Annotated in this window: 20 protein-coding genes, 1 tRNA gene and 1 pseudogene; 4 read left to right on the top strand and 18 right to left on the bottom strand. The window is 63.9% G+C overall.

Annotation, left to right across the window (positions count from 1 at the left end; genetic code table 11):
* Positions 1 to 750: 750 nt before the first annotated feature.
* The 17 genes and pseudogenes from P8014_RS00110 to rnr all read right to left on the bottom strand — a co-directional run.
* On the bottom strand, positions 751 to 1,971 hold the full coding sequence (locus P8014_RS00110; protein WP_337815267.1) for an acetoin utilization protein AcuC: 1,221 nt from the start codon (positions 1,969 to 1,971) through the stop codon (positions 751 to 753).
* Positions 1,968 to 4,502: a VWA domain-containing protein gene (locus P8014_RS00105; RefSeq protein ID WP_337815266.1), complete on the bottom strand. Its 2,535-nt coding sequence runs from the start codon at positions 4,500 to 4,502 to the stop codon at positions 1,968 to 1,970. Before P8014_RS00105 ends, P8014_RS00110 begins: the two co-directional genes overlap by 4 nt.
* A 17-nt stretch (positions 4,503 to 4,519) precedes the next feature.
* The gene (locus P8014_RS00100; RefSeq protein ID WP_337815372.1) at positions 4,520 to 5,371 is read right to left on the bottom strand and encodes a CbbQ/NirQ/NorQ/GpvN family protein; all 852 of its coding nucleotides are present in this window, start codon (positions 5,369 to 5,371) and stop codon (positions 4,520 to 4,522) included.
* A gap of 50 nt (positions 5,372 to 5,421) precedes the next feature.
* A complete protein-coding gene (locus tag P8014_RS00095; RefSeq protein ID WP_337815265.1) occupies positions 5,422 to 5,853 on the bottom strand; it encodes a hypothetical protein in 432 nt (143 codons plus the stop codon).
* Positions 5,854 to 6,170: 317 nt separating this feature from the next.
* The gene (locus P8014_RS00090; protein WP_337815264.1) at positions 6,171 to 6,560 is read right to left on the bottom strand and encodes a hypothetical protein; all 390 of its coding nucleotides are present in this window, start codon (positions 6,558 to 6,560) and stop codon (positions 6,171 to 6,173) included.
* A 37-nt stretch (positions 6,561 to 6,597) separates the two neighbouring features.
* On the bottom strand, positions 6,598 to 7,623 hold the full coding sequence (locus P8014_RS00085) for a biotin--protein ligase (RefSeq protein WP_337815263.1): 1,026 nt from the start codon (positions 7,621 to 7,623) through the stop codon (positions 6,598 to 6,600).
* A gap of 73 nt (positions 7,624 to 7,696) precedes the next feature.
* Entirely contained in the window at positions 7,697 to 8,122 is a 426-nt protein-coding gene (locus P8014_RS00080) for a hypothetical protein (RefSeq protein ID WP_337815262.1), read from the bottom strand.
* Positions 8,123 to 8,415: 293 nt separating this feature from the next.
* A complete protein-coding gene (locus P8014_RS00075) occupies positions 8,416 to 8,832 on the bottom strand; it encodes a hypothetical protein (protein ID WP_337815261.1) in 417 nt (138 codons plus the stop codon).
* 519 nt (positions 8,833 to 9,351) lie between these two features.
* Positions 9,352 to 10,638, bottom strand: a complete 1,287-nt coding sequence (locus tag P8014_RS00070; protein ID WP_337815260.1) for an outer membrane protein transport protein — start codon at positions 10,636 to 10,638, stop codon at positions 9,352 to 9,354.
* A gap of 159 nt (positions 10,639 to 10,797) precedes the next feature.
* Positions 10,798 to 11,874 (bottom strand): alanine racemase, encoded by a 1,077-nt coding sequence (alr, locus tag P8014_RS00065; protein WP_337815259.1) that lies wholly within the window; start codon positions 11,872 to 11,874, stop codon positions 10,798 to 10,800.
* Positions 11,871 to 13,277: a replicative DNA helicase gene (gene dnaB / locus P8014_RS00060; RefSeq protein WP_337815258.1), complete on the bottom strand. Its 1,407-nt coding sequence runs from the start codon at positions 13,275 to 13,277 to the stop codon at positions 11,871 to 11,873. Before dnaB ends, alr begins: the two co-directional genes overlap by 4 nt.
* Positions 13,278 to 13,468: 191 nt before the next feature.
* Positions 13,469 to 13,924, bottom strand: coding sequence for a 50S ribosomal protein L9 (gene rplI / locus P8014_RS00055; protein ID WP_337815257.1), 456 nt, complete (start codon positions 13,922 to 13,924; stop codon positions 13,469 to 13,471).
* A gap of 43 nt (positions 13,925 to 13,967) precedes the next feature.
* A complete protein-coding gene (locus P8014_RS00050; RefSeq protein ID WP_337815256.1) occupies positions 13,968 to 14,864 on the bottom strand; it encodes a DUF2232 domain-containing protein in 897 nt (298 codons plus the stop codon).
* Between the two features lie 32 nt (positions 14,865 to 14,896).
* A complete protein-coding gene (gene rpsR / locus P8014_RS00045; RefSeq protein WP_337815255.1) occupies positions 14,897 to 15,121 on the bottom strand; it encodes a 30S ribosomal protein S18 in 225 nt (74 codons plus the stop codon).
* Between the two features lie 32 nt (positions 15,122 to 15,153).
* Positions 15,154 to 15,567, bottom strand: coding sequence for a 30S ribosomal protein S6 (gene rpsF, locus P8014_RS00040; RefSeq protein WP_337815254.1), 414 nt, complete (start codon positions 15,565 to 15,567; stop codon positions 15,154 to 15,156).
* A 187-nt stretch (positions 15,568 to 15,754) separates the two neighbouring features.
* Positions 15,755 to 16,507 (bottom strand): 23S rRNA (guanosine(2251)-2'-O)-methyltransferase RlmB, encoded by a 753-nt coding sequence (rlmB, locus tag P8014_RS00035; RefSeq protein ID WP_337815253.1) that lies wholly within the window; start codon positions 16,505 to 16,507, stop codon positions 15,755 to 15,757.
* Positions 16,508 to 16,596: 89 nt separating this feature from the next.
* Positions 16,597 to 18,765, bottom strand: a pseudogene (rnr, locus tag P8014_RS00030) (ribonuclease R); the annotation flags it as partial.
* A 168-nt stretch (positions 18,766 to 18,933) separates the two neighbouring features.
* On the opposite strand from rnr, the gene P8014_RS00025 reads away from it, so the two are divergent.
* A tRNA-Leu gene (locus P8014_RS00025) sits at positions 18,934 to 19,020 on the top strand.
* A gap of 221 nt (positions 19,021 to 19,241) precedes the next feature.
* On the opposite strand, the gene putA is transcribed toward P8014_RS00025, so the two are convergent.
* A complete protein-coding gene (putA, locus tag P8014_RS00020) occupies positions 19,242 to 22,949 on the bottom strand; it encodes a trifunctional transcriptional regulator/proline dehydrogenase/L-glutamate gamma-semialdehyde dehydrogenase (RefSeq protein ID WP_337815252.1) in 3,708 nt (1,235 codons plus the stop codon).
* Positions 22,950 to 23,309: 360 nt separating this feature from the next.
* Here putA and P8014_RS00015 point away from each other — a divergent pair, with 360 nt between their 5' ends.
* From P8014_RS00015 to ogt, 3 genes are all read left to right on the top strand, one after another.
* Positions 23,310 to 23,804 (top strand): Lrp/AsnC ligand binding domain-containing protein, encoded by a 495-nt coding sequence (locus tag P8014_RS00015; RefSeq protein ID WP_337815251.1) that lies wholly within the window; start codon positions 23,310 to 23,312, stop codon positions 23,802 to 23,804.
* A gap of 81 nt (positions 23,805 to 23,885) precedes the next feature.
* On the top strand, positions 23,886 to 25,376 hold the full coding sequence (locus tag P8014_RS00010) for an AlkA N-terminal domain-containing protein (protein ID WP_337815250.1): 1,491 nt from the start codon (positions 23,886 to 23,888) through the stop codon (positions 25,374 to 25,376).
* The gene (gene ogt, locus P8014_RS00005) at positions 25,373 to 25,915 is read left to right on the top strand and encodes a methylated-DNA--[protein]-cysteine S-methyltransferase (protein WP_337815249.1); all 543 of its coding nucleotides are present in this window, start codon (positions 25,373 to 25,375) and stop codon (positions 25,913 to 25,915) included. Before P8014_RS00010 ends, ogt begins: the two co-directional genes overlap by 4 nt.
* The last annotated feature ends 153 nt before the right edge of the window (positions 25,916 to 26,068 follow it).

Raw genomic sequence — 26,068 nt, 5'->3', positions numbered from 1 at the left:
GGGCGATGCGTTAGAAATGGATATCCAGGGGGAACATAGGCGTAGGTCGCCAGTTCGACAGGCTTGGCGCCGTCATAAGATAGTTGGACAGCCCGGGAGTATATTTCGTGCGCGATTCGAAGGGAGCGACTTCGTTCAATCGCGGTGACGCGCCCGAGCACCTTTCTATGACCGCGCAAAGGAAGAGGCGAAAAAAGCGACCGAAAGGCCTTGGCCCTGACGGGAACCGGGGAGTTAAAACAGAACGTACCTCAAACCTGTGAGCTGCGCATTCGCGTATCGAGGGGGTAGGTTGGGGTAAGCGAAGCACACCCCAACGCGGGCGGTGCAGTTCGTGTTGGGGTGCGTTGCACTCACCCCAACCTACGGAAACCGGGTTTTGACGTTCGATCCCCCCTGATCGCTTGCCTCGCGAACGTGCGTCTGGGCGGGGATGGCCGGCAGGGATGCCGGCCAAGCAGCCTTTCGCCCGGACGGCGAATGGCTGCGAGCCCCGTTCAGGCGTGCGTTCGCGAGGTTGCCCGTAGGGACAAGCGATCTCGGGGGTGCGTTTCTTTCGCCGGTTTCTTTGCGCACTCAAAGAAATCGGCTCGGGCGCGTCACCGGGGTCAATCAAAAATACCGTCCGCCGATTCGCGCCCGAAAAGAACTCCAAGCGCGGATGAATACGTGAACTCAATTCACCACAACCGACCAGGACCGCAGACCTAGGCTCACACCCGAGCCCATCCCCAAAACGCCAACCGCCACTCACCTCGCACCCTCACCAGCGAAAGCAGCAACCATCCCCCTCCGCAACCGCGGATGCCCATCCAGCAATCCATCCACCCGCTCATCGATGTCGGCGCGGACATCCCCTTCCTGCGGCCGGTCGATGCGATGGGTGAGCAGCTCGCCATAGGGCGTACCGGCGCGTTCGATTTCCTCTTCCTCGTCATCGTCGTACTCGTCCGCTCCCCAACGCACTTCGCCCAGCAGGCGCTGACCCTCGGGCGGAATCTCCTCGGCCAGATCGCGGTCACTGAGCAAACCCCAAACGCCGGTCCAGCAGCGTGCCAGCACCAGCGGGTGATAACCGCCGCCTCCTGTAATCGCCACGCGCGGCGTGCCGTCGGCATGGCGCGGAGCGTCGGCCAGAACGCGCGCCACGATCTCCAGGAACAGCTGGGTGGAAAGCCTGAACTTGCCCAGCGGGTCGGGCATGATCGGATCGGTGCCCGCCTGCAGCACGATCGCCTCCGGCTGCACCGCCTCCAGCACCGCCGGCCACACCCGGGCGAAAGCATGGCGGTATTCGGTGTCGTTGGTCCCGCGCGGCAACGGCAGATTGAATGCCGTGTCGTGCGGGCCGCGGTTCTCGCTGCCACCGCCCTCGAAGGGATACGCGTATTCGGCGTCCATGTGCAGCGACAGCGTGAAGGCCTCGGGATCGTCGCGCAGCGCCACCTCGACTCCATCGCCGTGATGGGCGTCGATGTCGACATAGAGCACGCGCAGACCCTCACGGCGCAAGCGCATCACCGCCAGTGCGGTGTCGTTGAAAAAGCAGAAACCCTGCGCCCGGTCGGGCATGGCGTGATGCATACCGCCCGCCGGGCTGAACGCCGCCCGCCCTTCCAACACCTGCTCAGCGGCCTGGATGCTGCCGCCGGTGGCGGTGGCCGGGGTAGAGAAGAAATCGTGGAACCAGGGGTTTTCCAGATTGCCGATATTATGGCGCTGACGATAGCGGTCGGTCACCTTACCCAGTGCTTCGCAGCGCTGCATGGCGCTGACGTACTCGCGGGTGTGAAACCATTCGAGTTCGGCCGCCGTGGCGCGGCGCGAACTCAGGTACTCGCCGTCCTCAAGCGCACCGTAGGCACGGATCAGGTCGACGGTCAGCGACACCCGCGGGATGTCCAGCGGATGGTTGTTACCATAGCTGTGGCGCCGGTAGCGCGAAGCGCCGATGAGCACGGCGCCGCTCATCGGCGCAGCCTCAGGTAGATTTCCGGCAGCCGCGCCGGAAGTTCGTCGACGCGGTCGAGCACGGTGTAGTGGCCGGGGCCGAATATCGTCGGCAGATACTGCCCGCCACGCGGATCGAGCGTGATGCAGAAGGGATGCACACCGGCATCCGCCGCCTCCTTCATCGCCATGCGCGTGTCTTCGTTGAGATAGCGCGGATCGCCGCCGTCGTCATAGTCAGCCGGACGGCCGTCGCTGAGCAGCAGCAGCAGGCGATGGCGCGCGTCGACCTCGTCGAAGCGCTTGATCGAATGGCGGATGGCGGCGCCCATGCGGCTCGCCAGTCGCCCGGACACGCCGGCGATGCGCGCGTTGATCTCGGCGCCGCCCGCCTCCGCGAAGTCCTTGAGCACGTAGTAGTTCACGTTGTCATGATACTTGGAGGCGAAGCCGCAGATCGCGTAGGCGTCACCGAGGCTGGACAGCGCCTCGGAGAACAGGATCAGCCCGGAGCGGATGCGGTCGATCACCTTGCCCTCGCCACTGGGATGGCGCGCCATGATCGAAGTCGACATGTCGGCCAGCAACAGCACCGCGGTATCACGTTGCTGCACGGCACGGCGGCGGTAGATCCGCCCCTCCGGCGACAGGCCGGCGCGCTTGTCCACCACGTAGCCGATTGTCGCTTCGATGTCGAGTTCGTCGCCCTCGGGCTGGCGGCGCAGCGGCGCCATGCGCGAGGGGCGTTGCAGTTCCAGCGCGGCACGCAGGCGCTTCAGCGCGCCGGCATGATCCTCGAGAATGTTGGCGGCGCGCTTGGGTTTGCCGTCGGTAACCGGGCGTTCGATGACCTTGGCCCACTCGTGCAGATAGCGCTGCTCGCGGTAGTCCCATTCCGGATAGGGAAGCACGCCCTCGCCGGCCTCGCGGCTGGCGCCGCGCGTGTGCACGTCCTTGGTCGGCATGGGAATGCCCACGCCCACGCGCCCGCCGCTGCCGCTGGTGTTCTCGGGCGGCACGTTGATGTCGGAATCCGGATCGTTCTGACGCTGCTCGGGCGTCTGCGGCGGCGTCTCGCCCTGCTGCTTTTCCTTGGTCTGGCGATGCTCGGCGTAGGCATCGGCATGCGGCGCGTCGTGAATCTCGGCATAGGTGCGGCGCGGATAGACCGCATGCCCGGTATTGAGCCCGTGTCCCGGCAGATAGGCCTCGCTGCGGGCCTCGATGGCGATATCCGGAAAGCCTTCGTCCGCGAACAGCGCCTGCCCTGCCTGGAAGGCATCGAGCAACCGCGCTTCGCCGGCAAGCAATCCCTGCAGCCTGGAGTCCAGCGCATCTCCGCGCAGCAGCCGCTCGTACTGTTCACGGGCGAAGCTGAAGAAGATACCCGGCTCACCTTCGGGCGTTTCGGCGCGCGCGAGCAGGCGCCGCAGGCGCGTGGCGTAGCCGGGCACGTCTGCGCACAGGCGCGCATCCACGCGCAGGTCCTCGCACAGATCGAACAGCACCTGGAAACGGAACATGCGCTCGGCATAGGGCGCGAAGAGGGGACGCCAGGTGATGCGCTGGTCCTCGTCCAGCGACGGGTGTTCGGTGTCGCTGACGACGAACAGCGCCTCGATCTCGCGGGACGCGTAGGTGTCGTAGCGCAGATGGCCGGCGGTATGCAGCGCGGCGACCACCGCTTCGTCGCGGTCATCGAGCACTGCGGGCATGAAAATGGTGCGCCCGTCGCACTCCATCGCCGGCCGGCCGCGCCCGGGGCGCCAGTCGCTGTCGGCCAGCGGAATCTCCTCGTCGAACCAGGCGAGCAGCAGCAGCTGCAGGAAACGGCTGTGGCGGCGCGGCCGATAGCCCGGCAGCTCGTCCAGCAGATGGCGCACGCCTTCGGCGTTCTCCAGCCGGAAGTAGGCCTCGCCACGCGAACGGCCGGTCTGCATGAGGTCGACCCCGCGCCGCGCCCAGGGCCCCAACCCCGGCGTGCCGACCACGCTGCGCGCGATCAGGGCGCCGGGCAGATAGGTCTCCAGCGTCAGCCGCGCTTCCTTGGCGAGCATCTCTGCAGGCGCCATCAGCGCTTCGATGCCGGCGATGCCCTCACCATCGGAGAGCTTGGCGTAATCCGTACCGAAATACGCACGGGCGTCCTCGACGCTGCGCTCGCACCAGCGCATACCTATGTCGTACCAAGCCTGCTCGGCGGCGCCACCGTGTTGGGCGTAGACCTCGCCGGCCTGTTCGAGAAAACCCTCCAGCGCGCGCCAGGAGTTCACCCAGCGCGTGAAGACCAAGGCCTGCGCCGTCCAGCGGCGCACGTCGGGCCACCGGGCGTACAGCTCGGGCGTCGCCCGCATGAAGGCCTTGCCGGCCTCGCGATCGTGGAAGAACAGGTCGCGCGCGGCCTGCAGCCAGAGCAGCCGGGTCTGCGCGTCCTCGCCGTCCAGCGCGGGCAGCGCCTCGCGCGCATCGCGCTGGGCCACGAAACTGATCGCCTCCAGGTGCTGCAGCACCTCTTCGATCTCGACCAGCGCCTCGTTTTCGCCGTTAGCCATGGAGCGGAACCGGGGCTTCAGGCGGCGTTGCCGAAATGCGCCTCGATGATTTCCTCCAGCGCTTCGACCAGCGCCGGATCGTCGGTCAGCGGATAGACCATGGCTGCGCGTGCGGCCGACACCGGCGCCAGGCCTGCATTCATGAGTTCGGCGGCGTAGCACAGCGCACGGGTCGAAGTGGCCTCTTCCAGGCCGTGGTCCTTGAGTCCGCGCGCGCGGCGCCCCGCAGCAACCAGCTTCTCGACCAGTTCCGGTCTCTGACAGCCCGATTCGCCGGCCACGATCCTGCGCTCGAGATCCTCGTCCGGATAATCGAAATTGATGCCGATGAAGCGCTGCTTAGTTGACGGTTTCAAGTCCTTCAGCACGGTCTGGTAACCGGGGTTGTAGGAGATCACCAGCATGAAGTCGGGATGCGCATCGACCATCTGGCTCTTCTTGTCCAGCGGCAGCTGGCGGCGATGGTCGGTCAGCGGATGGATGACCACGGTGGTGTCGGTGCGCGCCTCGACCACTTCATCGAGGTAGCAGATCGCTCCCTCCTTGGCCGCGCGGGTCAGCGGTCCGTCCTGCCAGACGGTTTCGTCGCCCTGCAGCAGGAAACGCCCGACCAGATCGGAACTGGTAAGATCCTCATGACAGGACACGGTCACCAGCGGCTGGTGCAGCTGGCTGGCCATGTACTCCAGAAAGCGCGTCTTGCCGCAGCCCGTCGGGCCCTTGAGCATGACCGGCAGGCGCTTGGACCAGGCCGCACGGAAGATCGCCACCTCGTCCTTCTGAGGCAGGTAGAAAGGCGCCTTGGACGCGCCCGGGCGCTGGATGACGTCGTGCTCGACGCCGCGCATCGGGTTGGACATGGACTCGATCCTCCTCGGTATGTAGTGGCTACGAGCGGGCGCCTCTGCGGGCACTCCGCTCACGGCAGGCGCTGTTCCTGAGCGCAGCGCGTGCGCAGATAGAGATAGATGTGTCGCGCCGTGTGCGCGGTCATCAGCGCGGGATTCGTCGGCAGTGCGTCGGCACGCCCCTCCGCCAGACAGTTACGGTAATAGACCAGCTCGCGCACGTTATCGCGGATCGCGTTCAGACTGGGATCACCCTTGACGAAGACCTTGAAGACCTGGAGCGGGTCGTCGCTGACCGGCATCGGCTTACCGGCATGAGTCGCGTAGGCGCACAGCAGGCCGTTGACGATCCCGATCGTCTCATCGACCAGACCGGGCAGCCCGGTCTCACCGGCACCGGCGCGCACCTCACTCTCCAAGATCGCGATTCGATCGTCGAAAGCGGAGAGTTCCTCGGCCAGGCGCTGCGCAGACGGCATTGATTCGCTGTGTTCGGTAGACATATATGGCTGGAATCCGCTACAAACGTGCTATCATTTTCTGCTTATATCATAACCAACTAATATGCTCGGTCATACCCCATCCACCGCGGGAGGCATGATGAACATGGTGAAACTGGTCAAACTGAACAACCTCCAGTACAACGTCAATCGGGATCCGAACGTCTACCGCCGTGCGGTAAACAAGGAATTCCGCCTGCAGGCGCTGCTCGATGGCGTCGGCACCGCCAAGAGCGTGTTCACTGTCGACGGCGAGGCCCTGGATCGGCTGACGCCCGAATACTACCGCGCGGCCCCAACGGGTCGCGCGGCGGTATTCATCATCCCCCCCAGTCGTACTGCCGCAGAAACTCCGGCAACTTCTCGACCATTTCATCCCGGCCGAAGAAGCGATCCGCGCGCGCCAGGCGCATCTCGTCCTGGATATCCTCGTCTCCGCCGAAACAGAACGCCGGCGTATTGATCTGGTACTGCATGCGCAGCGCACGGATCACGTCCAGTGGATCGAACACCTCCCATTCGTCCAGATCGAGCAGCATGAAGCGGTACAACAATACATCGCCCCACTCGCCCAGTTCCTCGAAATCCGTGCACACCACCTGCGTCCACTCAGGAGGCGTCACGGCCTGCAAGAGACCGATCATGTCCTGATCCGTCGTCATCAACACGTACTTGCGCTTCATGCGCTCGGCCACGGTAGGTGCCGCCATCTGTCCATCTCTCCGTCGTCAAATAGTCCTTGGAGTTTCAACGCCCCGCGTCGCGGCACAACTCCAGCACCCGGGATTCCAACTCAGCAGCTGCCGCCTTGGACATTCCGGACCGTATACCGGCCCGCGACACCAGCCCTTCGCGCAACGACTCGCCGACACAAAGCTGCAGCGCCTGTTCCGCTCCGGCATCCTGCGCCGCCGCACGTTCGACAACGCCGTCGCGCCAAACCAGACGCAGCCACGGCGCAGCGGCGTCCTCCAGCAGATAGCTGTGCCGATTGATTTTGATGCCGGCACGCACCAACCGACGCCCTCCGGTTTCCAGCGGCTCGCCCAGTTCCTTGGCAGCCTCGGCCACGGCCCTCCTCGCCGCGTCGTCGAAGCTACCATCCACGATCGTCCAACGTCTCCGGCAGGACGAACTCAGCGCTTCGACCAATTCCGGCTCAGTGGCCCGGATACCTAGCCGCGACAGATCCGTCATGCCGCGTTCCAGCAGCTCACTCAGCCAACTCCGGAAGCCAGGGCTCGGCGCGGCGACACAGGCCATAAACCGCCCTGCGTCGAAACGCTCCAACAAGCTGGCTCCGAACACCTGTGCCGCACCGATGGCCGCCCCGCCGCTGCCCAGCAACTTCGCACCGCGACTCCAGATATCCTGTTGCCCGACCCGCTCGACCTCCAGGCCCAGACGTCCAAACGTTTCGCACAGTACATCGAGGCAGTCCGCGAAGAAATCCTCGCGTGTGCCGCTGACGGCGGCTGGCAGGATGAAGAACACGCACAGCTGAGCGTCGTCGACCCACACCGTACCCCCGCCCAGGCGTCGCTGGATCACCGGTACGCCAGCCGCGTGACAGGCTGCAAGGTCGAGTTCGGCATCGGCATACTGACTCGCACCGAGTGCGATGTGCCCCCGAGCGCTACGCGCCAGCAGCAACCATCCTGCCCGTTCGTCCGCGGACAATGCCTCGGCAAGCCCCGTGTACGCCGCATGCAACTGCAGCGGCGGAACGCGTCCGAGGTTCAGCAGGCGCAGAGACGGGGCCTTGGAACTCATCTCAAGCACAAACCGCGTTGCTGCCTCCGGCGATCGCCATCACGCGCCCGCGGCGTCCTGCAACGACTTCCGCTCATTCGCTCCCGGCCGGCTCGTCCTCAGCCGCCTTCCCTGAACGCTTGTCGCCGGAACGGTAAAACCGGTCGAAGTAGAAATCGCGCTGACGCAGGTCCTGATACAGCGCGGCGCGTTCCTCCATTCCCTGACGCAGTATCCGCGTCAGCGCTTCGGCCTGCTCGCCGTCGACGATATGCATCTGGCCGACGAGATCCTGATCGACATCGAGGAAATGATTCTGAAAGTCTTCCGGAAAATCACAGTACAGCATGAAAGCCTTGCACTCGGGGTCTTCGCGATCCAGCGGATGCATCACGATCTTGCCGAGCCAGGCCAAGCGCGCCACCTGATTGAACTGATGAATATCGAACTTCTTGCCGCGCTTATACTTGTTCAACTCGTTGCGTATTTCACCCAGATTCGTGACTTTTATTGATTTCATAAAAAACTCCTGCAGGCATAAACAGAACCCTTCTCAAGATACCCGGTTACTTCGACGACTGCTGCCGACGCAACGGGGGGCGAGAAACGTGGTCTGGGGCATTCCGGTGAACGCCGGACGTCAAAGCGGGCGGGGACCTACGCCTTGTCACCCGCACCGGTCGCTGGCAGCGAGGGAAATGGTTCACACGGTATCTTGAGATAGGCTTTCGGCATTCTCTCGAATGCGCCGCACCAAAAAAACCCCGGCACGCCGGGGTCAATGCATATGCGGCCTCGTTGATTGAGGACTGCTCAGTAGAAGGACGACCCGGACTGGGAACCGCCGGCGACCTTGGTCAGCGTGTTCTTGATCGCATCCGGCGCCGACATCAGCGTCATGAACGAATGCTTGCCCATCATCGACAGACCGGGGAAGAACACCGCCATACGGAAACGCAGGTTGAGTGCTTCGACCTGCTTGCCCTTGACCAGAATCTGATAGGGTAGATAGGCGGTCTGCTTCAGATCCCCGAAGTCGACCACCGACATCAGATAAGCGTCGTTGGCGTTGCCGTCGCTCTGGCTGTCCAGGCCCACGCCGAATACGGTCTGGTCAGTACCCGGTACGTCCAACTGATAGACGAATTTGGTGCCGTCCTTGCCCGCTTCGAGCGCCTTCTTGACTGCCGCCACGGCCTGGGCGTGGGAACCGAAGCTGTTGAGCTCCATCGGCTCGTCGACATGTAAGCAACCTGGACCTGCCCATTCATCTGCGTCACGGACACCGACAGCACCGCCCCGTAACCGCCGCGCGGCGTCTTGGCGGCCGCCGCCTGCAGCGCAGGGTTGGTCACCACCAGCACCGTCGCCGCCTGATAGGGATGGTACTTGCTCATGTCCGGACCATAAGTGCCCAGGAGTTGGAAACCAGCCGCCTTCAACGCAGCTTCGACGTCCTGCACCTTGGACATGAAATCGCCCTTGGACACGGATGCCAGCACGAAGGGCTTGATCGTGTCGGCGGCCTGCGCCCCACCCATGAATGCCAGGCCGAAACCCAGCACAACAAATTGCAGGAGTTTGCGAATCGTCATATTTGTGGACTCCTCGTAGTTACCGTCGCGTTATGTAGTCAATGCGCATCGTGACGTGCGCTTTTTCGGCAGACAGCAAAAGGGGCTATGTCTCCATGGCCCCTTTTGAGATGGATCGCTTCAGATGGAAACGAAATTACCCATCGACATCGGCTCAGAACTTGTAGCCGATGTTGAAGGACACGGCCGTTTCGCTCAGGTCGATCTTCTGACCCTTGTTCGGATCGGTCGAAGACGTCGTCATCGGCGCCGTGTAGGTCTTCTTCGGCGCATACATGAAGGCACCACCGAGCTTCCAGTGGTTGTTGAGCTGGTAGTCGAACCCGGCCGTGTAATGACTCTCGACCACCGCCGGCAGGATCATGTTGTAACCGATCGCGTGGCCCTCAATCGGCGACTTGCCGTAGTTGTAGCCGGCACGCACCTGCAGAGCGGGCGTCACCATGTAGTTGGCCGCAATCGCATAGACGGTCTGATCCTTCCACTTCGGCATAAAGCCGCTGTAGTCCTTCGGGCCCGTGATGCTGAGCTTGTCCATCACGTCCTTCCAGCCGATGTACTTAACCTGGCCGGAGATGGACAGCGCGGGTGTGGCGTGCATGGTCACGCCAATCGCCGCCATCTGCGGGGTCTTCATGGTCAGGGTGTACTGCCCGCCCGGATACGACGAACCACCCGCCACGATGTCGCCGGAAGCGAGGTTGTACTTAAGCTTGTAAGTCTGTTCGCTGGTGTAGGACGCGCCAACAGTCCACATAGGATTGATCTTGTACAACATGCCCAAGGTGGCACCAAGCGCGAAAGCGCTGGCCGAACGCGACATGTTGACGCCGTTGATGACCCCCATTCCACTGTTATAAATCTGCTGCTGGAACGAAGCCGACATGTAGCCTATATCCAGCGCGGCGCCCAGGCTCAGCTTGTTGTTGACCTTCCAAGCGAGGGCAGGAGCCATCTGCCAAAGCGATAGGTTGCTGTAGCCACGGAAATAGTTGGTGCCGCCGCCCATCGCCGAGGGATTGGGGCCGTAAAGCGTCTGCGGATAATCCACGCCCATACCGGAGGTGCCGTACATGCCACCACCGAAGTACACATTGGAGCCGTCGGAGGTCGGCGCAGACCAGCCCAGTGCCGGAATGCCATACATGTCGGTGTTGCTCTTGGACTTGCCGCCGCCGGTCGCGTTGAAATTGATGTTCCGCTCCGGCATGAACGCTTCCATGCTGAAGTCGGCCTGCGGGGTGATCTCGGTAAGACCGGCCGGGTTGGTGATGGCGGTCATGGCCGAACCGGGCGCGGAAACCACCGCTCCCGCCATCCCCATCTGATAGCTTCCGATACCGATCAATTCGTAGCCGTTGGTGGCATGTGCGCTACCCATCGCGCCGATGGCTGCAGCGACGGATGCTGCCAGGAGCGAACGCTTCACGATCTGTTTCATCCAGGTGTCCTCCGGTATTCGAAGTATTGGATTATGCTAATATTATGATATATCTGGAATTTCCCCAGTGCGAGCAAGCCTACGCGCAGCCCGGAAAATGTCAAACATCTTTGACTTATCTGTCAATCAAATAAATTCATGCTACAAAACGAGGGCTTATCACAAATAAACCTTCGGACTCCGACTCCCTGCATTGCACAGCAACTCGTAGCTGATGGTCTGCGCATGGCGCGCGACTTCGTCCACAGCGACGCTTCTCCCCCAAAACTCCACCTCATCGCCCACCTGCGCTCCCACCTCGCGCAAATCGACTGTCAGCATGTCCATGGAAACACGGCCGGCGAGGACTGCACGCACGCCGTTTACCGCCACGGGGGTACCAGTGCCCGCATGGCGGGGATAGCCGTCGCCATAGCCGATCGCGACGACGCCAACCGGCATGTCCTCCGGACACGTGAAGGTCGCACCGTAACCCACGCTTTCGCCGCGGCGATGCCGGTTGATCGCGATCAGCGGCGCACGCAGGCTCATTACCGGGCGCAGATCTAGCTCCGCCGCGCTTGTCTGCAGCAACGGCGAACTGCCGTAGAGCATGATGCCGGGGCGTACCCAGTCACGGTGTGCGGTCGGCAGCGACAGCACGGCAGCGGAATTGGCCATGCTGTGCTCGCCCTCCAACTCGGCGACCGCCGAGTCGAAACGCTGCAGTTGTGTGGCGGACAGCGGGTGCCCAGGTTCGTCGGCACAGGCAAAGTGGGTCACGAAGCCGGGCGGCCTCGGCAGACCATTCAGTTTCATCAGCGCGGCATGCACCTGCGGCAACCGTTCGGGCACGAAACCCAGGCGATGCATGCCGGAGTCCACTTTGATCCACAAACCGGGCAGACGACGCGAATTCGCGTTCTCGAGCAGTGCGAGCTGATGAGCTTCGTGCACGACGACATCGAGTTCCTGACTCGAAGCCGCCTGCAGTTCATCCTCGTTCTTGAAGCCCTGCGTCACCAGAATCCGCCCCGGGATACCCGCCTCGCGCAACGCCAGCGCTTCGGGAACGCAGGCGACGCCAAGAGCGTCCGCGCGGCCCGCCAGATAAGCGGCGACATTGAGCAGGCCGTGTCCATAGGCGTCCGCCTTGACCATGGCCACGACGCGGCTGTGCGGTGCGCTGCGACGTGCCTGCGTGAGGTTATGTCCCAGCGCCGCGAGGTCGATGTATGCGCTGGCTGCCCGTCTCACTCGAAGCCGCCCCCGTCTGCATAGACGTCCGACACATGGTTCTCGAAACGGGTGAACTGGCCGAGGAAGGTCAGGCGCACGGTGCCGATCGGTCCGTTACGCTGTTTGGCGATGATGATCTCCGCGGTGCCCTTGTCCGTACTGTCCTCGTTGTAAACCTCGTCACGGTAGATGAACATGATGAGATCCGCGTCCTGCTCGATAGCCCCCGACTCGCGCAGATCGGACATCACGGGCCGCTTGTTGGGACGCTGCTCGAGGCTGCGGTTGAGCTGCGACAGCGCGATCACCGGCACCGACAGCTCCTTGGCCAAGGCCTTGAGCGAGCGCGAGATCTCGGAAATTTCAGTCGCGCGGTTCTCGCTTGACCCAGACACCTGCATCAGCTGCAGGTAGTCGATCACGATCAGGCCGAGACCGTGCTCGCGCTTGAGTCGGCGCGCGCGGGCACGCAGTTCGGTCGGCGTCAGCGCCGGCGTATCGTCGACGAAGATCGGTACCTCGTTGAGCATCTGCACCGCGCTGGTCAGGCGCGGCCAGTCGTGCTCGTCGAGCTTGCCGGTACGCAGACGATGCTGGTCGATGCGTCCGAGCGAGGACAGCAGGCGCATGGTCAACTGCTCGCCGGGCATTTCCATGCTGAACACCGCCACCGGACTGCGCTGCTTGACCGCGCCGTATTCGGCGATATTCATGGAGAAAGTGGTCTTACCCATCGACGGACGCCCCGCGACAATCACCAGATCGCCCGGCTGCAAGCCCGATGTGCGCTCGTCCAGCTCGTCGTAGCCGGTCGCAAGACCAGTCACCGCATCGTCGCGCTCGTTGAGCATCTCGATGCGATCCAGCGCCGGACGCAGCAGCGACTTGATGCTGACGAAGCCGGCACGACCGCGCGCGCCCTGCTCGGCGATCTCGAACACCGCCTTTTCCGCGTCGTCGAGGATATCCTTGGAATCGCGCCCGTTCGGATTGAAGGCGTTGTCGGCAATGCGCGTGCCGACGCTGATCAGCTGGCGCAGCACGGAGCGCTCGCGCACGATATCCGCATAGGCGCGGATGTTCGCCGCGCTTGGAGTTTCCTTGGCCAGCGCGCCCAGATAGGCGAGACCGCCGGCATGCTCCAGCTCGCCCTCGCGCGCCAAAGCCTCGGACAGCGTCACCACGTCGAGCGGGTGCCCTTCTTCGGCCAGGCGCTCGATGGCGCGGAAGATCAGCTTGTGGTCATGGCGGTAGAAGTCCGTATCGGTGATACGGTCAGCGACCTGGTCCCAGGTGGAATTGTCCAGCATGAGACCGCCGAGCACCGCCTGCTCGGCTTCCACGGAGTGCGGGGGGATCCGCAGGGATTCGGGCGACGGAGCGCCGCCGCGTTGTTGTGCCCTGGAAACGATTTCGACCATACGCCCACGTGCGACACAGACCAACGAATAAAGACCCGGCGCCCGCCCTGTGCCGATCACGGCAAGCACCGGACGGCCGTTCCGGGAACGACCGCGCCGCGCCGTCCCGTTCAGAACGTCGCGGCGGCTGGTGCCGGAACGCCTCCTCGGCGCCCGGCTGGATACCTACATCGGCTGAACGCCGATGTCGATCATTCCACGTTCTCGGCCTTCACCACAAGCTTGATCGTGGCGTTGACGTCGCTGTGCAGATGCAGCGCGATCTCGTATTCGCCGGTCTGGCGGATAGCGCCTTCGGGCAGACGAACTTCGCGGCGCTCCAACTCGACGCCGGCCGCGGTCACGGCATCGGCGATGTCCTGCGTGCCGATCGAACCGAACAGCTTGCCTTCGCTGCCGGCGTGCGCGCTCAGCTCGACTTCGAGCCCCTCGAGCTGCGCGGCACGCGCCTGCGCTGCGCTCAGTGCCTCGCCCGCGGCCTTCTCGAGTTCCGCGCGCTTGGCCTCGAACTCGGCGATGTTCGCCGACGTAGCGTACTTCGCCTTGCCCTGAGGGATCAGGAAGTTACGCGCATAACCGGGCTTGACGCGAATCTTGTCGCCCAAACCGCCCAGATTTTCCACTTTTTCCAGCAGGATGATTTCCATGATACCTACCCTTCAATCAATAGTGACAGCCGCCGCACCCGCCTCACGAACGCTTGGCCAAACGACTCCGAATATCCACGAAACAGTCCGCAATACCCACGGCAGCCAACAAGGCCGCCATCTGCAGCATCGCGAACAGCAACAGGGCGTACAGCCCAACCAACCAACCCACGTTGAGCCCGGCCCGCTTCACCAACCCGTGCACCAGTCCCAGCGCCTGCATCAGAAAGGGCACCAGCCCCACGATCATCAGCTCCACCAGCAGCGTATTGCGCGACAGCAACGCAACCGCCGCCACGACCAGCATCGCTCCGGCCAGTAAAGGACTCATACGCCACCGGGTGAACTCCGCGCGGAAACCACCAGGGTTGTAAAGCATCGCCTGCCAGGCCCTGGCAAGCACCAGACTCATGCTGATGCTGAGCACAAGTGAGATGGCAAAAATGCCGGTGAAATACTGCGCCATATGCTTGATCGCAGTAGCCGCCTGATCCGCATTCATCCCCACCCGCTGCAATGTATCCTGTAGGGACTCTTGCAGCACACTGTGCCAAAACTGCGCAATGTTGGGATACCGCACATGGACCGCCAACACCCCGACGACGCCAACCACCCCCAACGCCTGCATCACCAACGCCCAAGATGCCGTGCGCCGCAGTAACAGCGCGAAGGCGAGCACCGGCAACCACTGCGCCAGACCGTAGAACAGACCAAACTGCAGCTGTCCAAGCAGCCCCAGAGACAGCATTGCGAGCAACGCCGTCCCCCAACCCGTGACCAACAGCGCCTGCGTGCCCCCCTTGCGCAACGCCACCAGCGCCACGGCTGAACCGCTCAGCAGGGTCAAAGGCGGCACCACCATGCTCAGGATGGAGAGGAGGACGGCCACGGTCACCGCCTGCAGCCGCCCCGCCATTATGAAGGCCGCTATCTTGCGCATAGTGCTTGCGCCCGCAGAACCGGGCTCAACGATTAGTGCTGATCGGTATACGGCAGCAGCGCGAGATAGCGTGCGCGCTTGACCGCCTGCGCCAGCTGACGCTGGTAGCGGGCGCTGGTGCCGGTCACGCGGCTGGGCACGATCTTGCCGGTCTCGGTGATGTAACCCTTGAGCGTGGCGAGATCCTTGTAATCGATCTGCTCAACGCCTTCGGCGGTGAAACGGCAGTAACGGCGACGACGAAAGAAACGGGACATGATGTCTTACCTCTGAAATGAGCGGGTGATGTTCACTCTTCCTCGGACGAAGCGGCGCTGGCCGAGGCTTCCTCGGAGCGCGGCCCACCGCGGCGTTCGCCGGCGGACTCGCCGCTGTCGCCTTCATCCTTGGACTTGGCCAGCGGAGAAGGCTCGGTCTCGGCCTTCTTGGTGCGCATGATCATGTTGCGCAACACCGCGTCGTTGAAACGGAACGCCGTTTCCAGCTCTTCCAGAGCAGGCTCGCCGCACTCGATATTCATGAGCACGTAGTGAGCCTTGTGCACCTTGTTGATAGGGTAAGCCAGCTGGCGACGCCCCCAGTCCTCGAAACGATGCACCTTGCCGCCATCGCCTTCGATCATGCTGCGGTAGCGCTCGACCATGGCCGGCACCTGTTCGCTCTGGTCAGGGTGGACCAGAAACACCACTTCGTAGTGACGCACGTTGACAACTCCTTTCGGATATAAAGCCTCCCGCCGACGAACGGCGGTGAAGCAAGGAGAGGGCTACCGGCGATCAAGCCGATTACCCGGTAAAAGGCGCGCAATTCTACGGGCTTGCCGGTAGACATTCAACTGTTTGAGGACTTCGACCGGGAAAGCCCGCACAAAAGAGGACAAACAGCGGAAACTACACCCGCCGCTGCCTCACCGCCTCGAACAGACAAACCCCCGCAGCGACCGAAACGTTCAGACTCTCCATCGCCGGCTCGATCGGAATTCGCACCAGCGCGTCGCAGGCTTCAGCAGTCAATCGCCGCATCCCGGATCCCTCGGCTCCCAACACCAGCGCCGTCGAACCGCGCAAATCCTGCGCGTAAAGATCCTGCTCTGCGTCTCCGGCGGTGCCGATCACCCAAATGCCAAGCTGCTTGAGCGACGCCAGCGTGCGCACGAGATTGGTTACCGCCACGAACGGAACCGCCTCGGCAGCGCCGGAGGCCGCCTTGCGTGCAGCCGGCGTCAGCGAGGCCGCCCGGTCGCGCGGTGCCACTACTGCCAGCGCGCCCACGGCAGCGGCCGTGCGCATGCAGGCACCCAGGTTGTGAGGGTCGGTAACGCCATCGAGCACCAGCAGCAGCGGCGCCGTCGCAGCCTCGACCCGATCGAGCAACTCTACCTCGCCAAGCGGCGGCGGCGGACGGTAGTCGGCCACCACGCCTTGATGACGCCCGTCCGGCACGCGCCTGTCCAACGCCTTGCGCGACGTCGGCTGCACCGATATGCCCAGCGTCTTGGCCTGCTTGACCAAAGCGCCCAGACGACGGTCGTCCCGCCCCGCATCGACCCACAGCGTCAGCACCCGCTCCGGGCCATGCGTCAACACCGACTCGACCGCATTGATGCCGTGCACCAACGCGTCGTCGCGCGCCTCCCGGCTCACCGGCTCTTGCGCCGCGGCTTGCGTCGGTGCCTGGAGCGCGGTGCCTCGGCAACCTTCGCCGCTTCCTGCGCTGCGGATTCGGGCATAAAATCGATCTTGCGCTCGTCGAGATCGACGCGCGCCACCCGCACCTGCACCGGATCGCCCAGACGATACATGCGCCCGCTGCGTTCCCCGCGCAGGCACTGCGTCACCGGATCGAACTGATAGTAGTCGTTGCTCAGCGCGGTAACGTGTATCAGCCCCTCGACGTAGACGTCCTTGAGCTGCACGAACAGACCGAAGCTCGTCACCGTACTGACCAGTCCGTCGAACACCTCCCCGACCTTGTCCTGCATGTACTCGCACTTGAGCCAGTCGACCACGTCGCGCACGGCCTCGTCGGCGCGCCGCTCGGTCATCGAGCAATGCTCGCCCAGCGTCACCATGTCGCCATGGCTGAAACGGAAGGTGCCCGGCTTCTTGCCGCTGAGCACGTGATAGATGCCGCGATGCACCAACAGGTCGGGGTAGCGCCGGATCGGCGAGGTGAAGTGCGCGTAAGCTGGATGAGCAAGCCCGAAGTGACCGCTGTTGTCCGGCGCATAGACCGCCTGCTGCAGCGAACGCAGCAACATGGTCTGCACCAGCTCGGTGTCCGGACGTCCCTGGATCTGACGCAGCAGCACAGCGTAATCCTTGGGCGTAGGCGTATCGCCGCCACCCAGGCTGAGGCCGACGCCGGCCAGGAACGCATGCAGCTTTTCCAGCCGCTCGACCGACGGCCCTTCGTGGATGCGGTACAGCGTGGGCATCTTGCGCCGCCCCAGCAGACGTGCGGCGGCCACGTTGGCGACGATCATGCATTCCTCGATGATGCGGTGCGCGTCGTTGCGCACCGTCGGCACGATGCGCTCGATCTTGCGCCCCTCGCCGAACAGGATGCGCGTCTCCTGGGTCTCGAAATCGATCGCTCCGCGCTTGCGCCGGGCGCGCGACAGGGCCTTGAAAAGCTCATACAGCGCATCGAGATGCGGCAGCAGCGCCTCGCGCCGCGAACGATCCTCACCCGTCCGGTCGACCACGATCCTGGCGACCTCGGTATAGGTCAGGCGCGCCGCCGAGCGTATCACTGCCGGATAGAATTCATGACTCTTGAGAGCGCCACCCTTGGACACCGTCATATCGGCCACCAGCGCCAGACGATCGACCTGCGGGTTGAGCGAGCACAGTCCGTTGGACAGGGCCTCTGGCAACATCGGAATCACCTGCCCCGGAAAATACACCGAGGTCCCGCGGCGGCGCGCCTCGACGTCCAGCGCGCTGTCCGGCTGCACGTAATGACTCACATCGGCGATCGCCACCAACAGACGCCAGCCACCGTCGTCCAGCGGCTCGCAGTAGACCGCATCGTCGAAATCACGCGCGTCTTCGCCGTCGATGGTCACCAAGGGCAAGTCACGCAGGTCGATTCGATCGTGCTTGGCGTCCTCGGCCACCTCTGCGCCAAACCTCTGCGCCTCGGCCTCGACCTCGCCCGACCATTCGAACGGCAGTTCGTAGCTGCGCAGCGCGATGTCGATTTCCATGCCAGGGTCCATGTGCTCTCCCAGCACCTCGACCACGCGGCCGATCGGCTGCTTGTGCTTGGTCGGCTGCTCGGTGATCGCGGCCAACACGATCTGGCCGGAGCGTGCGCCGTTGGACTCCTCCGGCGGAATCAGCACGTCGAGCGGAAGGCGCTTGTTGTCCGGCGACACGTAGCTCACGCCACGTTCATCCACGAAGCGTCCGACTATCTGGTGCGTATTACGCTCCAGCACCTCGATCACTGCGCCTTCCGGCCGGCCGCGGTGATCCAGCCCCATGACCCGCACCACCGCGCGATCGCCGTGGAACAACCCGCGCATCTGCCGCGGCGCGAGGAAGACGTCGTCTCCCCCCTCGTCCGGCGCCAGGAAGCCGAAACCATCCGGATGCGCGATCACCCTACCGCGGATCAATCCCTTCTCCGACACCGGCAGGAAAGCGCCGTTGCGGTTGCGCACCAGTTGTCCGTCGCGCTGCATAGCGCGTAGACGCCGATCCAACGCATCCACGTCCACCGGCTCGGAAAGCTTCAACGCGCCGGCGAGCGCGTCGAAGCGCATCGGGCCGTCGGCGGCGTCCAGCAGCTGCAGGATCAGTTCGCGGCTCGGAATCGGACGTTCGTACTTCGCCGCCTCGCGATCAGCATGAGGATCAACGGGAGGCTTGTTGCGTGATTTGCGTTTGCTCATAGATATCCTGAATGCGACGCGAAGGTCCGTTCCCGAACCGACACGCCTTGAAAATCAAGCGCTCCCGCGCAGGGAAACGCCAATGAAGCCAAAACACCATCATAATGCATTGACAAGCACGAAAGCGCGCTGTAAATTGCGCCTCCTGTTGCGGGCCAGCCCCGCAATGCCGAGGTGGCGGAATTGGTAGACGCGCTAGCTTCAGGTGCTAGTGGGGGAAACCCCGTGGAGGTTCAAGTCCTCTCCTCGGCACCATTTCTATCGAAAATTCAGCATCCCTGAGAATCGTCCGATCAGGAATCGCCGGTTTTCGCGCAGGGTCATCACACGTCCGTGTGACACGTCAGACTCCCGGATAACATCGAGATCCGCAGCCGGTCGCACGGCATCGTGCATCGTTATGCCTCCCAGCGTAGCCGGCACCGATTCCGCCAAGTCGGAACGCGCGCAGGCGCGCGCTCCGCCCCGCTCGTCGACTAGCCGATCGCCATCAGACTGGCATTGCCTCCGGCCGCCGCCGTGTTGATCGAAGTGGCCACTTCCTCCAGCAGCCAGTTGAGGCAGTAGGCCTGCGGGTCCTGCAGCAGCTCCTGCGTCGTCGCCGCCTGCATCAGGACCAACGGACCGGACAGCTCCGCAAGTCTGCTGCTGACCTGTACGACCTGCCCGTCGTCGCCTTCGACCAGAGCGCCGGAGAAGGGTCCGTCCTGCTCCCAGTCCTTCGTCCAGGACACGCGTCCGCGTACCGCCTCGGGCAAGCCCGAAAGAACCGCTTCCAAACCCGATCCGGCATCGATCACAGCCGAATTACCGGTCGCCAGCACGGCCGCGAGTTGCCGGTACAGCCCCTCTTCGGTCTGTGGCACCAGCAAAATCCGGCCGCGGGGATGCAATGCGTAGAGATTCAGCTCGCCGACCGGGCCTGGCAGTTCCTTCTCGAGACCGAGCGAGGACCGATCGGAGCAGGCTCGCACCGCCCTCGCTGCATCCCCCTCCCCCTTGCCGCCGAGCCAGGAAACATATGCGGTCAGGAGCGGATTCACCTGGACGGTCTCGTCCCGCGGCGCCACAGGGGCACGTTGCACGATACGGCCGATGTAGAGCGGGCCACCGGCTTTCGGACCGGTGCCGGACAGACCGCGCCCACCGAAAGGCTGCACGCCGACCACGGCCCCGATGATGTTTCGATTGACGTAGAGATTGCCGACCTTGACCCGGCCGGTCACATGCTCGATGGTCTCGTCGAGCCGGGTATGCAAACCGAAGGTAAGGCCGTAGCCGGACGCGTTGATATCGTCGATCAAACGATCGACCTCGCTGCGGCGATAGCGGATGACGTGCAGGACGGGACCGAACACCTCCCGTTGCAGGTCGGACAGCTCCTCCAACTCGATGATGGTCGGCGCGACGAACGTACCCTCCTGCGCGCCGTCCGGCAGCGTCAGCTGCTCGACCGGCCTGCCAAGACCACGCATCCGCTCGATATGCCGTTCGATGTCCGCCTTGGCTTCCGCACTGATGACCGGCCCGATGTCGACGTTGAGGCTATCGGTGCACCCAAGGCGCAGCTCTTGCAGCGCACCCTTGAGCATCTGCAGGGTCCTGTCCGCGATCTCCTCCTGCAGGCAGAGCACCCGCAGCGCCGAGCAGCGCTGGCCGGCGCTGTCGAACGCCGAAGCGATCACGTCGGCCACGACCTGCTCGGCCAATGCCGAGGAATCGACGATCATGGCGTTCTGGCCACCGGTTTCGGCAATCAGCGGAATCGGCTTGCCTTGGTCGGAAACGCGCGCGGCCAGTTGTTTCTGGATCAACTTGGCCACTTCGGTGGAACCGGTGAACATGACGCCGGCGGTCTCTTGCGCGCCGACCAGCGCCGCGCCCACGCTGCCGTCACCGGGCACGAACTGCAGAACGCCCCTGGGGATACCGGCGGCATGGAGGATCTTCACGCCCTCGGAGGCGATGATAGGCGTCTCCTCGGCGGGCTTCGCGAGCACGGGATTGCCTGCTGCCAGTGCCGCGGACACCTGCCCGGTGAAGATGGCCAGAGGGAAATTCCACGGGCTGATGCACACCACCGGGCCAAGCGGAGTCTGCCCGGTGGTCAGGGTATCGCGCGCCTGTTGCGCGTAGTACCTCAGCATGTCGATCGCTTCGCGTACCTCGCCGACGGCATTCGCCGCCGACTTGCCGGCCTCGCGCATGGCGATGCCCATCAGCGTCCCGATGCGGGACTGCATGATGTCCGCCGCGCGCTCCAGGCAGGCGGCACGCTCGGCCGGGGACACGGACGCCCAGCTTGCCGCGCTGTCGGCCGCGGTCCTCACCACGCCTGCGGCGTCCTCGGCCCTGAGTTCGGTCACCTGGCCAACCTGATCGCGATGATCGGCGGGATTGAGGATCGGACGCGTGACGCCGTCCGTCGAACCGTCGGCGAGAATAGGAAGCGCGTGCCACTGTGCGGCGGCGCTATCGGCAAGCGTCTGCGACAGATCGGCCAACGCCGCTTCGTTGGAAAGATCGATGCCTTTGGAATTCACCCTCGCCTCTCCGTACAGGGAGGCCGGGGAGGAAATCAGTTCGTGCGGCGCTCCCGGCGACGGCATCGCCTCGACGGTCTCCACCGGATCCGCGATCAGCGTATCAACGGACACCTTCGAATCCGAAATGCAGTTCACGAAGGATGAATTCGCGCCGTTCTCCAACAGACGGCGCACCAGGTAGGCCAACAGGGTTTCGTGCGTACCAACCGGCGCGTAAATACGGCAGGGCCGGTCCAACTTCCCCTTGCCAACGACCTCGTCGTACAACGGCTCACCCATGCCGTGCAGACACTGGAACTCGTATTCTCCAAGCTCGAAATCCGGCCCCGCCAGATGATAGATGCTGGCCAGCGTCTGGGCGTTGTGCGTCGCGAACTGCGGGAACACCGCATCCAACGCTCCCAACAGCTTGCGGGCGCAGGCGATATAGGCGACGTCCGTATGAACCTTGCGGGTATAAACGGGAAAATCCTCCAGACCGTCCACCTGGGCCCGCTTTATCTCCGCATCCCAATACGCGCCCTTTACCAGCCGCAGCATGATCCGACGCCCCGCCCGCCGCGCCAGATCGATGACATAGTCGAGCACATACGGACAGCGCTTGCCGTACGCCTGCACCACGAAACCGAGGCCATTCCAGTCCTTCAGGTCAGGATCAAGGCAAAGTTCCTCCAGCAGGTCCAGAGACAATTCCAGGCGGTCGGCTTCCTCGGCATCGATATTGAGACCGATGTCGTACTGTCCGGCCAGCACCGCGAGCGCCTTGACCCGGGGCAACAGCTCGCCCATCACTCGATCCGCCTGGGCGCGAACGTAGCGCGGATGCAACGCCGACAGCTTGATGGAGATGCCAGGACCTTCGTAGACGCCCCTACCGTCGGAGGCACGCCCAATAGCGTGGATAGCCTGCTCGTAGTCGTCGTAATAGCGCTGCGCGTCGGCTGCGGTCATGGCGGCCTCCCCGAGCATGTCGTACGAATAGCGATACCCGCGAACCTCCAGGGAACGGGCGCGCTTTAGAGCCTCTCCTATCGTCTGACCGGTGACGAACTGCTCGCCCATCATCCGCATCGCTCGATCCACGGCGCTGCGAATGACTGGTTCGCCGTAACGGGCTACGATGCGGGTCAGAGCGCTCAGCAGATTGCGCTCGCTGACCGTTGCGGTGAGCCTGCCAGTCACCACCAGGCCCCAGGTCGCAGCGTTAACGAACAGCGAGCGCCCGTCGCCGATATGCGATTTCCAATTTCCCGTGGATATCTTGTCCCGAATGAGCGCATCGCGCGTCGCGGCATCTGGAACGCGCAGCAAGGCCTCGGCAAGACACATCAACGCCACACCTTCCTGGCTGGACAGCGAATACTCCTGCACCAGACCCTGAACGCCGCCGCCGCCGCTGTGCTTGGCGCGCAGCGCCGTGACCAGCTTACGCGCGGTTGCCGCAATGCTCTCCTTCAAGGGCTCGGCGAAGCTGGCCGCCTCGATCAGCGGTTCCAGACACTCGGGCTCCGGACGCCGATACGCCGCCGTAATGGCCTGACGCAGTTCGCTTTGCGGCCTGATCGGCGGCGCGAAGCGCGCAAACGGAGGCCGTACGCCGGTATCGGAGGAAATCGAATCGATCTGTGGATTCTGCATGGGAAAGCCCGCCGGATGATTGTGGAACGTCAAATGCCGACAACCCTGCAAGCCCCGGCAATCCATGGGCTTGGCGGATTTCGATACGCAACCGTGGACACGCCTTAGATACTCATAGCATGGCAGGTGCGCATACGCTCGGCCGTACCGTCCGAAGGGTGCGAGACTTGCGATCGCGGTTCAGACGCTATTGCAGCGCCCTTCGAACAGGCTCCTATCGGCCCGGAGAACCAAGTTCATCGCAAAAGCTCGTCTCCCGCCGATTTGCGCCCAGAATAAATCAGGCGGCGAAGTCTTTTTTACCTTAATTAAAAGCATCAAAGCTATAATGACTTTATTTTCACATTACATCTAATATAAATGCCCACAAAACTCCAAAATAAAAGTGAAATTGACTCGTTCGATGCAAAAATCCTCGACACGCTTGCCGAGGACGGACGCATCTCGATCACGGACCTAGCCGCCCGCGTCGGGCTATCGAAAACCCCCTGCCAGGTCCGTTTCAAGCGCCTCGTCCGCGAGGGCTATATCGATGGATTCAAAGCCGTCCTGAATCCCGCCAAGATCGGGCTCGAACACGTCGCCTTCGCCGAGGTCAAGCTCACCAACACCCAGGAAGACGCGCTCAAGCGATTCAACGCGGCAGTGAAGCAAATCAAGGAAGTCGAGGAATGCCACATGATCGCCGGCCACTTCGACTATCTGCTCAAGGTCCGGACCCGCGACATCCACCGCTACCGGCACGTCCTGGGCGAACTGATCTCCACCCTGCCTTACGTTTCCAGCACCTCCACCAACGTGGTCATGGAAGCGGTGAAGGAAAACTGGAACGACTCATCCAGCGGCAATACCTGACGATGGCCGAAGCTGCGGCAGTTCCTTCATAAGGTCCGAAAACAGCCATTCCGGGGCTTGCTGGTCTTCTATACTGCCCGCATGCATACCGACCTCGACCACGATGCCTGCTACCGGGCGCTGCTCACGCGCGACGCCCGTTTCGACGGTGTTTTCTACACCGGCGTCGTATCGACCGGAATCTACTGCCGACCGATCTGCCCCGCCACTCCGCCGAAACCCGAAAACTGCGTGTTCCTACCCAGCGCCGCGGCAGCCCATCGCATGGGTCTGCGGCCCTGCCTGCGCTGCCGTCCCGAGCTGACGCCCGGCATCGCCGGCTGGCGCGGCACGGCCAGTACGGTTTCCCGCGCGCTTCATCTCATCTCGGAAGGCGCGTTCAACGAAACCGGCGTGGACGGTCTCGCCGAACGGCTAGGCGTGAGCGCGCGCCATCTGCGGCGCCTGTTCGATCGCCACGTCGGTGCCTCGCCCATCGCCGTCGCCCAGGCGCATCGCATCCTGTTCGCCAAGAAACTTCTCGGGGAGAGTTCACTGAACATGGCCGACATCGCCGTGGCGGCCGGATTCGGCAGTGTGCGCCGTTTCAACGCCGCCATGCAGCAAACCTACGGACGCCCGCCCGGCGAGCTGCGCCGCGGCCTGCGGCCCGAGGGTAACGACGCCGCCGGCGTGACGCTGAAGCTGCCGTTCAGCCCACCCTACGACTGGCCGGCCATGCTCGATTTCCTGCGCCTGCGCGCAATCCCCGGGGTGGAAGCGGTCGACGACCAACGCTATCGCCGAAGCTTTTCCCTGAATGGTTCCCAGGGTGTGCTTGAAGTGCGCCACCCGCCACAGACCCATCACCTGCTGGCGACCATCCACGGCGGCAGCGTCTCCACACTGGGCAGCGTGGTCGCACGGCTGCGCAGGCTGTTCGACCTCGATGCCGACATCACCGCCATCGACGCCCACCTGGCCTCCGATCCATTGTTCGCCGCACGCGTAGCGCAGCGCCCCGGCCTGCGCGTACCGGGCGCCTGGCACGGCTTCGAGCTGGCCGTTCGCGCCATTCTCGGCCAGCAGATCAGCGTCGCCGCGGCCACCACGCTGGCCGGCCGACTGGCCGCAGCCTTGGGCGAAGCGATCGCAACGCAGCCGCCAGGCGCCCCGCAAGACGTACACACCTTGTTCCCCGCGCCATCGGCCCTGGCCGCGGCGGACCTGACCGGCATGGGGCTAACGCGCTCGCGCGCCGAAACGCTGCGCAAGCTGGGCCGGGCAATGACGGAAGACGCGCAGCTGCTGCGCCCGTTCGAAACCCTGGAAGAGACCGTCGCCAAGCTCGTCGGATTGCCCGGAATCGGTCCGTGGACGGCGCAGTACATCTCCATGCGCGCACTGCGCGAACCCGATGCCTTTCCCGCCTCCGACCTCGGCCTGCTGCGCGCACTGGAAACGCCCGCGGGCCGCCCAAAGCCGGCCCAGCTCCTGGCCAGGGCCGAGGCATGGCGGCCGTGGCGCGCCTATGCCGCTCTGCGCCTATGGCTGCAACCCGATCCCACACCTTACCCAAGCACGCCGACATGAACGCACTCGTACTGCACAGCGAACGCCTCACCAGCCCGATCGGCGAAGTGCTGATTCTCACCGATGCCGAAGGCCGCTTGCGCGTTGTCGAATTCGCCGATCATCCCGACCGGCTGCAACGCCTGCTCACCCGTCACTACGGCGCGCAGGGCTACCGGCTGGTTCCGGCCACCACGCCAAGCCCGGCCGGCCAAGCCCTGACCGCGTATTTCGCCGGGGACCTCGGCGCGCTCGACGCCGTGCAGTCCGTCGCCACCAACGGCACGCCTTTCCAGCGCGAGGTCTGGCGCGCCCTGCGGGACATTCCCGCGGGACAAACGCTCAGCTACGGGGAACTGGCCTCGCGCCTCGGCCGGCCCAAAGCCGTACGCGCCGTCGGCCTGGCCAACGGCGCCAATCCCATCGCCATGGTGGTTCCCTGTCATCGCGTCATCGGCGTCAACGGCACACTCACCGGCTACGGCGGCGGCATCGAGCGCAAACGCTGGCTGCTGCGCCACGAAGGCATGCGCGTCGAGGGCGACAGGGTCGGTTTTTAGAACATTGCGAGGCCGCGACAAACGTTGCTGCAGGCTACACCTTGAACTGCCCGACCAGGCCCTGCAGCTGCGCCGCCAGGCGCGCCAGCTCCTCGCTCGCCGCCGCCGTCTGCTGCGACGCACCCGCCGTCTGCTGCGTCGAGGCGCTGATGC

Origin of the sequence: Acidihalobacter sp. (genome assembly GCF_037381185.1) — a bacterium.
Classification (GTDB): domain Bacteria; phylum Pseudomonadota; class Gammaproteobacteria; order DSM-5130; family Acidihalobacteraceae; genus Acidihalobacter_A.
Note: the sequence above shows the minus strand (reverse complement) of the source record. Positions and strands in the feature narration are given on the sequence as shown.